Below are 8,871 nucleotides of genomic sequence, written 5' to 3' on the forward strand. Positions count from 1 at the left end.
GCTTGCGCCACCACACGCCCAGGCCCACCACCACGCCGGGCCGGGCGCGTGCGTTGACGGCGGCGTGGCACAGGTAGCTGCCCCGGTCGTTGAACACGCGCACCACGGCGCCGTCGGCAATGCCGCGCGCGGCAGCGTCATCGGGGTGCAGCTCCAGCAGCGGGCGGCCTTCAAGGCGTTGCAGGCTGGCCACGTTGACAAAGGTGGAGTTCAAAAAATTGCGCGCTGGCGGTGAAATCATTGCCAGCGGGTAGCGCTTTGACGTGCCCGCCGCCTCGTGGTTGGGCACATGGTCAGGCAGGCCATCGTGGCCCTGGTCGGCCAGCGCCTGGCTGAAAAACTCGCATCGACCCGAGGGCGTGGCAAAGCCGCCATCGGCAAACGGCGCCTCGGGTGCGCCAGTGGGGGCAAAGCCCTGCGCCAGCAGCTGGGCAAAGTCCACCTGCGCGCCGTAGGCCTGGCGGCACAGCTGCTCGTCGTCCTCGGCAAAGCAGGGCTCGGTAAAACCCATGTGCACGGCCAGGTCGCGGAAGATTTGCGTGTTGCTGCGCGCCTGGCCCTGCGGCGCAATGGCGGGCTGGTTGAGCAGCACATCGGTGTGGCCGTAGGACAGGTGGATGTCCCAGTGCTCCAACTGCGTGGTGGCGGGCAGGAGGTAGTCGGCGTAGTCGGCGGTATCGGTCTGGAAGTGCTCCAGCACCACGGTGAACAAATCCTCGCGGGCAAAGCCTTGCACCACTTGACCCGAGTCGGGGGCCACGGCCACGGGGTTGCTGTTGTAGACCACCAGGGCCTCAATCTGCGGGCCAAAGCCGGGCGATGCCGGGCGCAGCAAATCATCACCAATGGTGCTCATGTTGATGCTGCGCGGGTGGCGGCCTGCCAGCAGGTCGGGGCGCTGCAAGGCGGCGCGCTGCACGGCAAAGTGGCCGGAGCTGGACATCAGCAGGCCGCCCGCGCGGTGGCGCCAGGCGCCCGTGAGGGCGGGCAGGCAGGCGATGGCGCGCGTGGCATTGCCACCGCCGCGCACGCGCTGCATGCCGTAGTTCAGGCGGATGGCGGCCTTCTGGGTGGTGCCGTAATCGCGCGCCAGTTGCCGGATTTGCGCTACGGGCACACCGCACACCTGCGCGGCGCGCTCGGGCGGCCACTCCAGGGCGCGTGCGCGCAGGCCCTCCCAGCCCAGGGTGTGGCGGGCGATGTAGTCGTGGTCGAGCCAGTCGTGCGTGATGAGTTCGTGCACCAGCGCCAGCGCCAGCGCGGCATCGGTGCCGGGCAGCAGCGCGATGTGTTCGTGGCATTTGTCGGCGGTTTCGCTTTTGCGCGGGTCTATGCACACCAGCCGGGCGCCCCGGCGCTTGGCCTCTTGGGCGTGGCGCCAGAAATGCAGGTTGCTGGTGATGGAGTTGCTGCCCCAGATCAGGATGAGTTGGGACTCGGCAAAAAACTCCACCCGCATGCCCACCTTGGCGCCCAGGGTGCGCGCCAGGCCCTCGCCCCCGGCGCTGGCGCAAATGGTGCGCTCCAGCAGCGAGGCGCCCAGCCGGTGGAAAAAGCGCCTGTCCATGCTCTCGCCCTGCACCAGGCCCATGGTGCCTGCGTAGCTGTAGGGCACGATGGCCTGCGGGTTGCGCGCGGCAATCTGGCCCAGGCGCGCTGCGATGTCTGCCAGGGCCTCATCCCAGCCCACGGGTATGAACTGGCCGCTGCCTTTGGGGCCGCTGCGTTTCAGGGGCGTCAGGATGCGCTGGGGGTGGTAGGTGCGCTCGGGGTAGCGCGCCACCTTGGCGCACAGCACACCATCGGTCTGGGCGTGGGCGGGGTTGCCCTGCACGCGCACGGCCACGCCATCCTCTACGGTGGTCAGCAGGGCGCAGGTGTCGGGGCAGTCGTGCGGGCAGGCGCCGCGCACCGGGGCGGTGGTGGCCAGGGGTATGTGGGTGGGCATGTGTGTGGTGTTCCTGCTTTTCATACACTGGGCTGCTGGGCCCCCGCAAGCTGCTTGGCGCGCTGCGGGAAGTCTGTTCTTTGCATGATCGGGGAGGCATTTCACCATGAACAACGGAGTGTGGCGGCGCAGGGAATTCGCCATGGGTCTGGCCGCGCTGGCGGGCACGTCAGCAGTGCGCGCGCAGAGCGATGAGCGCATCGTGCTGGGGCAGTCGGCCCCGCTGTCAGGGCCCGCGGCGCAGCTGGGCATACAGTTTTACCAAGGGGCCAAGCTGTGGTTCGATCAGTTCAATGCCCAAGGCGGGGTGGGGCGGAGCACCGTGGAGCTGCGCGTGCTCGACGATGGCTACGAGCCCGCGCGCTGTGCGCAAAACACGCGCCAGTTGATTGACGAGGGGGCGTTTGCCTTGTTTGGCTACATCGGCACGCCCACCAGCCTGGCCGCCTTGCCGCTGGTCACGCAGGCCAAGGTGCCATTTTTTGCGCCCTTTACCGGGGCCGATGCGCTGCGCACGCCGTTTAACCGCCAGGTGTTCCACGTGCGCGCTTCGTACCACCAGGAGACGGCGCTGATCGTGGGCCAGCTCACCCACCTGGGGCTGGAGAAGGTAGCGGTGTTCCACCAGAACGACAGCTATGGTCAGGCGGGCCTGGATGGCGTGGGCCGCGCGCTGGCTGCCAAAAAGCTCCAGCCTGTGGCCCAGGCCACGGTGGAGCGCAACTCGCTGGATGTGGGCGCTGCGGTGCGCACCATTTTGGCCACCAAGCCCGACGCGGTGGTGCAGATCAGCACCTACGCCTCCAGCGCCGCTTTTGTGCGAGAGGCGCGCAAGGCGGGCTACGGGGGGACTTTCCACAATGTGTCTTTTGTGGGCACCCAGGCGCTGGCCAACGCCCTGGGCAAAGATGCGGCGGGGGTGGTGGTGTCGCAGGTGGTGCCTTCGCCCTTCCAGCCCACGCAGCAACTCACGCGCGAGTTTCTGGAGTCGATCAAGCTCGGGGGGCACAAGGTGCAGCCCAACTATTCCAGCCTGGAGGGCTATCTGGCCGCGCGTGTCTTCACCGAGGGGCTGCGTCGCGCCCAGGCGACGGCAGGCAAAATCACCCGCGATGCACTGATTGCCGGGCTGGAGAGCATCCAGTCTCCGGTGGCAGGTTTTCCGGTGGCGTTCAGCCCGACCGACCATTCCGGCTCCCGCTTTGTGGAGCTGTCCATGCTCACCAGCGATGGCCGGGTTCGCACCTAGCCCCTGCCAAGAACCCCTTTCCAATCGCCTGCCCCCGTTCTTGCCGTGCAGCGCGGCGCTGCCCGCCCAGGTAGGCAACGGCACCCCACAGACACCATCCCTTCAGGAGAACGCCCTATGCACACCATTGACGCCATCACCGCGCAGGCCGCCAGCATCGCCGCCTTGCGCCGCGACATCCACGCCCACCCCGAGCTGTGCTACGAAGAGCAGCGCACCGCCGACCTGGTGGCGCGCCAGCTCACCGCGTGGGGCATTGCGGTACACCGTGGGCTGGGCCAGACCGGCGTGGTCGGCACCATCGTGGGGCGCGACGGCGGCGCCAGTGGCCGCGCCGTGGGCCTGCGCGCCGACATGGATGCGCTGCCCATGCACGAGTCCAACACCTTTGCCCACGCCAGCCAGCACCCCGGCAAGATGCACGCCTGCGGCCACGACGGCCACACCGCCATGCTGCTGGCCGCCGCCCAGTACCTGGCCCAGCACCGCGACTTTGATGGCACGGTGCAGCTGATCTTCCAGCCCGCCGAAGAGGGCGGTGCGGGCGCCCGCGCCATGATCGAGGACGGCTTGTTCGAGCAGTTCCCGGTCGAGGCGGTGTTTGGCATGCACAACTGGCCCGGCATGCCAGCGGGCAGTATGGCGGTGAGCCCCGGGCCGGTGATGGCGTCGAGCAACGAGTTCAAGATCACCATCCACGGCAAGGGCGGCCACGCGGCCATGCCCAGCAACTGCATCGACCCGGTGCCCATTGCCTGCCAGATGGTGCAGGCCTTCCAGACCATCATCACGCGCAACAAAAAGCCCATCGATGCGGGCGTGATCTCGGTCACCATGCTCCACACCGGCGAGGCCACCAACGTCGTGCCCGACAGTTGCGAACTGCAAGGCACGGTGCGCACTTTCAGTACCGAGGTGCTCGACCTGATCGAGCGGCGCATGCGCCAGGTGGCCGAGCACACCTGCGCTGCCCACGAGGCCACCTGCACTTTTGAATTCGAGCGCAACTACCCGCCCACCATCAACACGCCCGCCGAGGCAGCCTTTGCGCGCCAGGTGATGGTGGATATCGTGGGCGAGGCGCAGGTGCTGGCACAGGAGCCCACCATGGGCGCCGAAGACTTCGCCTTCATGCTGCAAGCCAAGCCGGGCGCCTACTGCTTCATTGCCAACGGCGACGGCGACCACCGGGCCCTGGGCCATGGCGGCGGCCCCTGCACCCTGCACAACCCCAGCTACGACTTCAATGACGAGCTGATTCCGCTGGGCGCCACCTACTGGGTGCGGCTGGCGCAGGCCTGGCTGGCGCGGCCCTGAGGCGCCAGCGCACGCTGCCCGCCTATTCGCCCCAGGGCAGCATCAGCGTCAGCAGCGAGAGCTGCTCGAACTGCGGGGCGAAGGCGTCGATGATGTGCTGCGGCTCGGGGCACAGCCGCGTGTCGCTCATGACGCCAAACTGCACGCCGCCGCCGTAGCTCAGGATGGACACGCCCAGCCCCACGTTGCCCGACTGGGGCACCCAGAACATGCACTGCGTTACACGGGCGCCGCACAGCACCAGGGGCTCGCTGGGGCCGGGCACGTTGGTGACCACGGCAGTGGTCTTGTTGCTGAACCGTTGCAGCAGGGCGTTCTGGGCGCTTTGGTGCAGCGAGCCGGCCACCGCCAGCAGCCCCAGCGACAGCAGCGGTTGCAGGCTGCCCTTGAGGGCGTTCATGCGCTGGCGCACTTCGTACACCCGCTCGATGGGGTTGGTCATGCCCAGCGGCAGCAGCAGCGGGGCCAGGCCAAAGTGGTTGCCCAGCTCCCAGGTGTCCTGGGAGGCGCGCAGGTTGACTGGCACCATGGCGCGGATTTCGGTGCCCTCGGTGCCCTCGCCGTGGCGGTGCAGGTAGCTGCCCAGCGCACCCGCCACGCACGACATCAGCACATCGTTGACCGAGCAGTTCAGCGCCCGGCCAATCGCTTTGACCTCGTCCAGCGCAATGGGCGGGCACCAGGCCACGCGCTTGGTGGTGCCCGGCGTGCCTTTGAGCTGCGTGGGGGAGTCATCGGGCAAAAACGCCAGTGCAGCCGCATCACGAACCAGTTGCTGGGCCAGGTGTGCCGCGTTGTGCGACCCCGCCAGACCCGTGGACAGGATTTTTTCTGGCTGGAGCAGCCATTGCAGTGACTGGGCGGCGCAGTCGCCCGCACTGCCCAGCGTCTGCGCGGCCCGCGTGGCCAGGGCCTCCAGCGTGTGGGCGGACAGGGCGGCTGCGGCGGGGGCTGCCTGCGCGCGCCGGGGCGGCTGGGCACTGCCATCGACCAGCGACAGGGCGACGGCAATCAGCGCAATGCCGTCGGCAATGCAGTGGTGTATGCGCAAAATCAGTGCGCTGGCGGGTTGGCCATCGTCACCGACAAAATCCTCGATCAGGTGAAACTGCCACAGCGGGCGCTGGCGGTCCAGGGGCTGCATGGCCAGCGCACCTACACGCTCTTGCAGCGCCGCCTGTGGGCTTTGACCGGTGCGCAGCGCCAAAGTGGTGGGCACGACGTGGGCGGTGATGTCGAACTGCGCATCGTCCACCCAGGATGCGCCCGTAGCGTCTTCGACCGCGCATTGCCGGAAACGCGGGTATTGCAGCAGGCGCTCGCTGGCGCGCTCACGCAGCGCTTGCAGGCTGATGCCGGGCGAGACGCACCAGACGCCGTTGATCATCATCAGGTTGCTGGGCGAGTCCATGCGCAGCCAGGCGGTATCGACCTTGCGCATGCGCTCGTGGGGCAGGGGCTGCGCTGCGCTGGCCCCTGTGTGCTTGGCTTTGCGTGGCGCGCGGGGGCTGGCGCTGGTGCTGCCAGCAGAGGTGCGTGGAGAAGGGCGTGGGGAGGGGCGCAGGGAAGATGGGGTCACCATAGGGCAGATTTGTGTGCGGTGGTTTTGGGCAGGTGCCTCTAGGGATGGCACCGCCAGAGGCACGGTGCTGGCCGTAAGATTACCGCGCAGGGGGCTGTTGTGGCCCCCGTTGTTTCCCCCATCCAGAAAAACACCCAGGAGCATTCTTCATGGCCGATCTGAACGCCACTTTTGAGGCCGCTGTGGCCCAGTCCAAAAACCTCAGCGAGCGCCCGGACAACGCCACGCTATTGAAGATTTATGCCCTGTACAAGCAGGCCACTGCGGGCGACAACACCGAGAAGAAACCTGGTTTTTCCGACATCGTGGGCCGTGCCAAGTGGGAGGCCTGGGACAAGCTCAAGGGCACCGCTGCGGATGCGGCCCAGCAGCAGTACATCGACCTGATTGCTGCGCTGGAGTAGGCCGGGGAACTTCAGGCTTGGGCGCTGGTGCCGGGGGCCAGCAGGGCATCAAACTGCGCCCCAAGCTCTGCCTCGATGCGGTGCTTGAAGGCGCCAAACAAAAAGCCCAGCTCAGCGGCAAACGTGAACTGGTCGGCATGTACCTGTAACGTGCCCTTGATGCCTGCACGGCTGAAGTGCACGGTGTCTTGCGTCTCGCCCTCTTCGTAGGCGCACGCCATGTCGAATTTTTGCTCTGCTTTTTCTGCCCAGCGCAGCGCAATCTTGCGCGCCTCGGGCAGGCCCAGTTGGTGGGGGCGGTGGATATGGATGTCGGCCATGGGAGGGTCTTTCAGAGGGAGCGGCGCGCAAGGTGCGGGGCGTGCATCATAAAACCGGGGTGCCTGCGCGGCGCTGGTGGGGTGCATGAAGTGCTTTGTTTTTGATAGCTGCTTGCGCTGTATTGGCGGGCGTTAGAGCCGTTTTTGGCTTCAAATCATGGCGTTGCCAGGGTGCCCGCAAACACCTGGCCCTGCGTCCTGTTACTGCTGGTGCGGCCAAGCCGCCAGGCCACCCGTCCGGTGGCCGTTGCCGCAGTGGGGCTGGTGCAGGGCGTCGTGCGCGGTGCCGTCGGCGTATCCTTTGCACCGCAGTGACTCGCACACGGAAGGACTCTCCATGCTCTACAAGTTCAAATCCCGCTCCACCGCCGACCTGATATTGCTGGAGCCCCAGGGGCGCCGTCTGTTGCAAATCATCGGCAAGGAGCCCGCTGCCCGCGGCATCGTGACGGCAGCGCAAATTCCGGCGGCCATCAGCGCCCTGGAAGCTGCCGTGGCCGCCGAAGAGCAGCGCATCGCCCAGGCCCGTGCTGATCGCGAGGCCGAAGGCCTGTCTGCCGAGGGCGAGGAGGACGCGCAGTCCGATGCGGTGCGCCTGCGCCAGCGCGCAGCACCGTTCATCGAGATGCTGCGGCGCAGTGCGGCCGAGGACAACGACGTGGTCTGGGGGGCGTAGCGCTCTGGTGCTCCAGGTGCGCGCGCCGTGGTGCCGCGCCCAACACGGGGCCTCCGGCAAGACCGTGAACACGTTTTTACAGGCTGTCTTCAATCTGGAAGCGGCGCAGCAGCAGGCTGGAGGCGCGGGGCATCTCGCCGTTGGCCAGTTGCAGGCATTGGTCCAGATGCCGCTCTGAGGGCGTGAGCAGGCGCCGGTAAATTTCCTTGCACAGCAGGCGGGCCTGGTTGCCGGGCCAGCCTGCGGGCAGCAGCACTTCGGGCAACTCCGGGTCGCGCAGCAAGAAGCGGCGAAAGTCGTGGATCAACAAAATGCGCGCCAGGCAGGCAAGCTCTTCATCCACGCTGTCGCTGGGCTCTTGCCGCAGCGCATCCAGAATGGGCTGGTAGCGCGCCACAAAGCTGCTGTAGGCGGCGGCCAGCTCGTCCAGGTTCCAGGCGCGCTGCACCAGACTGGCGTCATCGGCGCAGGGGCTGAATTTGGGGTTGATAGCCACCAAGGGGAGCAACTGCGGCAGCAGCTCGGCCATGCCATCGGCGGCCAGCGCGTCCAGGGCCACGCCCAGTTCGGCACTGGGGTGGATGAAGCAGCCCGATCCGGTATCGCCAAACCCCTGCCAGTACAGCGCTTGGCGCAGGCGATCGCGCTGGCGCGGCTCTAACTCGCCCACCACCATGATCAGGCGCCAACGCCGGTCCCACTGGGGTGGTTCGGCGGCGTAAATCTGCCGCGAGGCCTCTTCAAACCGCCGCTGCCCCGAGGGCGTGAGCATGTAGTCGGTACGCCGCCCCATGGCCTCGGTTTGCAGCCATTCATCTTTGACCAGCCGGAAGACCGTGGTGCGTACCAGCCGCTCGTTGATGTCCAGGGGCTGTAGCAGCTTGATCAGGCTGCCCAGCCAGACCCTTCCCCCCCGGGGCAGGATGGCATCACCAAAGACGGACGTGATGAGTGAGCTGGCTTGTATGCGGCTTTTCTGGCGAAAGCTTTCCAAAAGGGCCTCAATGGCCTGTGATGCGATGTGTTCGTGCATAAGTGGTCGATGGTAGCGGGGCCGTTGCTGCTGCAAGCAAGGTGTTGTCTGACCTGTGGCAGCAACTTTGCTGTGCTGTGCCCAGCAAGGTGCTTGGCATAAAACGATACGTCGATGTCTGTTTTGTATCCAGTAATGTCATATTCTGGCCGTGTGGCTTGTCTAGCACGCCTTGTCTTTTTTGGGGCGCTGCTACAGCAGCCGTTTGCCACTGTGTAGGGCGTGTCATCAATCAAATAGCCCCTGAAACTTGAAGGCTGCTGCTCAGTACCCACCTGGGTGTGCATGACCAAGAGATACGCCCTCACCGATAGCCAATGGGAACGCATCAAAGACCTGCTG

General features: G+C 66.6%; 9 protein-coding genes. 4 read left to right on the plus strand and 5 right to left on the minus strand.

Going from position 1 to position 8,871, the window contains the following annotated elements:
- A partial coding sequence (locus PHX69_RS13275) for a molybdopterin-containing oxidoreductase family protein (RefSeq protein WP_288044264.1) occupies positions 1–1,948 on the minus strand: 1,948 nt, incomplete at its 3' end.
- A gap of 106 nt (positions 1,949–2,054) precedes the next feature.
- On the opposite strand from PHX69_RS13275, the gene PHX69_RS13280 reads away from it, so the two are divergent.
- Positions 2,055–3,197: an ABC transporter substrate-binding protein gene (locus tag PHX69_RS13280; RefSeq protein WP_119013411.1), complete on the plus strand. Its 1,143-nt coding sequence runs from the start codon at positions 2,055–2,057 to the stop codon at positions 3,195–3,197.
- Between the two features lie 117 nt (positions 3,198–3,314).
- Positions 3,315–4,514, plus strand: coding sequence for a M20 aminoacylase family protein (locus tag PHX69_RS13285; protein WP_288044268.1), 1,200 nt, complete (start codon positions 3,315–3,317; stop codon positions 4,512–4,514).
- A 22-nt stretch (positions 4,515–4,536) separates the two neighbouring features.
- Here the strand turns inward: PHX69_RS13285 and PHX69_RS13290 are convergent, their stop codons facing one another.
- A complete protein-coding gene (locus PHX69_RS13290; RefSeq protein ID WP_119013409.1) occupies positions 4,537–5,955 on the minus strand; it encodes a wax ester/triacylglycerol synthase family O-acyltransferase in 1,419 nt (472 codons plus the stop codon).
- A 290-nt stretch (positions 5,956–6,245) separates the two neighbouring features.
- Here PHX69_RS13290 and PHX69_RS13295 point away from each other — a divergent pair, with 290 nt between their 5' ends.
- A complete protein-coding gene (locus PHX69_RS13295; RefSeq protein WP_119013408.1) occupies positions 6,246–6,500 on the plus strand; it encodes an acyl-CoA-binding protein in 255 nt (84 codons plus the stop codon).
- Between the two features lie 11 nt (positions 6,501–6,511).
- Here the strand turns inward: PHX69_RS13295 and PHX69_RS13300 are convergent, their stop codons facing one another.
- Together PHX69_RS13300 and PHX69_RS13305 are read right to left on the minus strand one after the other, a co-directional pair.
- The gene (locus tag PHX69_RS13300; RefSeq protein WP_119013407.1) at positions 6,512–6,820 is read right to left on the minus strand and encodes a polyhydroxyalkanoic acid system family protein; all 309 of its coding nucleotides are present in this window, start codon (positions 6,818–6,820) and stop codon (positions 6,512–6,514) included.
- A 201-nt stretch (positions 6,821–7,021) separates the two neighbouring features.
- Complete coding sequence (locus PHX69_RS13305) at positions 7,022–7,159, minus strand: hypothetical protein (RefSeq protein ID WP_288044273.1); 138 nt, start codon at positions 7,157–7,159, stop codon at positions 7,022–7,024.
- Here PHX69_RS13305 and PHX69_RS13310 point away from each other — a divergent pair.
- Positions 7,158–7,496, plus strand: a complete 339-nt coding sequence (locus PHX69_RS13310) for a DUF1840 domain-containing protein (protein ID WP_119013406.1) — start codon at positions 7,158–7,160, stop codon at positions 7,494–7,496. The genes PHX69_RS13305 and PHX69_RS13310 overlap by 2 nt on opposite strands.
- Positions 7,497–7,572: 76 nt before the next feature.
- Here PHX69_RS13310 and paaX read toward each other — a convergent pair whose 3' ends face one another.
- Positions 7,573–8,529 carry a phenylacetic acid degradation operon negative regulatory protein PaaX gene (gene paaX / locus PHX69_RS13315; protein ID WP_193552689.1) on the minus strand — a complete coding sequence of 319 codons (957 nt, stop codon included), beginning with the start codon at positions 8,527–8,529 and terminating at the stop codon, positions 7,573–7,575.
- Positions 8,530–8,871: the final 342 nt, after the last annotated feature.

This window comes from Simplicispira sp., from assembly GCF_028687295.1.
GTDB lineage: Bacteria > Pseudomonadota > Gammaproteobacteria > Burkholderiales > Burkholderiaceae_C > Simplicispira > Simplicispira metamorpha.